At 42.5% G+C, this 1,677-nt stretch carries 1 protein-coding gene; it reads right to left on the bottom strand.

What is annotated here, in order from left to right; genetic code table 11:
- Positions 1-227: 227 nt before the first annotated feature.
- The gene (locus HHA41_RS12925) at positions 228-1,472 is read right to left on the bottom strand and encodes an NADH:flavin oxidoreductase/NADH oxidase family protein (protein WP_168418629.1); all 1,245 of its coding nucleotides are present in this window, start codon (positions 1,470-1,472) and stop codon (positions 228-230) included.
- Between the last annotated feature and the right edge of the window lie 205 nt (positions 1,473-1,677).

Below are 1,677 nucleotides of genomic sequence, written 5' to 3'. Positions count from 1 at the left end.
CCTATCGTCTAGAGGCCTAGGACATCGCCCTTTCACGGCGGTAACCGGGGTTCGAATCCCCGTAGGGACGCCATATTTGAAATGATACATTTCAACAAAAAGCCCAAGCACAATGACTTGGGCTTTTTGCTATTTCGGCACTCAGAAACCTTTGAGCAGTAAAGTGAAAGACTCAAAGTCAATAATCCACACTTTGAGCCTATCCACAATACATAACAGCAAGACTATTAAGCCGATTTACGCGAATTCACCTGCCCTTTAATCACCGCTGTCAAATTTCCTTTTAAATATTTAAAAAAGACTTTTAACGGAGAGAGTTTTGGATTTGGACGCTTGCCCTGAGCAATTGCCTTAAACTGGGCGGCATACCAAATAATTTCCATAATTGCCATTTTATCAATCATCGGAATGCCTGTTTTAATTTTATCAACGCCATAACGTACGTCTTGCCCTACCAGCAAGCGGTTGGCTAAATCCGTTTCTACAGCAAATGGGCGAGCAATACCAATAAAATCACATGCACCACTGTCTAACGCAGCATTCATAGCTTCGACCGTTCTAAAACCACCCGTCACCATTAAATGACATTTCACCTGGCTGCGGATCAATTCTGCAAAAGATAAGAAGTAGGCTTCACGTGCAATCGTACTAGGCTTGCGCTTATCTGCTTTAGAACCTGCCATGGCTGGGGCTTCATACGTTCCCCCTGAAATTTCAATAAGGTCAATTCCTGCTTCATCCATGGCTTTAAAAACCGTGATCACTTCTTCTTCCGTGATGCCGCCGCGCTGAAAGTCTGCAGAATTCAATTTGACTGATACAATAAAATTATCCGATGTTGCAGCACGCACCGCCTGATAAATTTCCATCAAAAAGCGCATTCGATTTTCTATACTGCCACCCCATTGGTCTTGGCGTTTATTGGTAAGTGGCGATAAAAATTGGCTAATCAAATAACCATGTGCACCGTGTAATTGAATACCCTCAAAACCCGCTTGCTCACAAATTTGTGCGGCTTTGGCAAAACGCTGAATAATATCTAAAATTTCATCATCACGTAGTTCACGTGGAGTACCAAAACTTAAAGCCAAATTAGGGCTAAATGGCACAGCCGAAGGTGCAACGGTTTCTTTGTTCAAACCCTTCGGGCACTGACGACCAGGATGTGACAACTGTACTAGCTGTACCATGTCATAACGCTTTCCTATGTCTGCCCATTGTTTGAGCTGGTCTAAATCTCGGGCCGATTCAATACCCACCACGCCTGGTTCATTTTTAGCGCGTAAATCGACCATGACATTGCCTGTAATTGCGCAACCCAAGCCACCTTTTGCCCATGCTTCATATAAACCTAAATGCAGTGTATTCGGTTGTCCTGCGGTATTGGCTAGCGCCTCACTCATTGCACCTTTAATAATGCGGTTTTTAAACGTGGTATTACGAATTTGTATTGTTTCGGCAAGATGGCTCATACCCTGTTCCGTTTTGTACTTTTTGAACTTTTACTCTAAAGATTTTTCAGAACAGGTCAATGCCATTTTGACAAATCTTATTGTCAAAATGGTTAAATCATTCAGGGCTGTTAGACTTATTTATACACCCTGTTCCTTAAAATGTAGTCAAACATAGTCAAGGACTAATTCGCACTCTGTTAATGTCTTGTTGCCAAGCGTGTAA

It is taken from the genome of Acinetobacter sp. A1, from assembly GCF_012371315.1.
In the GTDB taxonomy this organism is placed as follows: Bacteria; Pseudomonadota; Gammaproteobacteria; order Pseudomonadales; family Moraxellaceae; genus Acinetobacter.
This window is presented reverse-complemented; position numbering and strand designations above follow the sequence as displayed.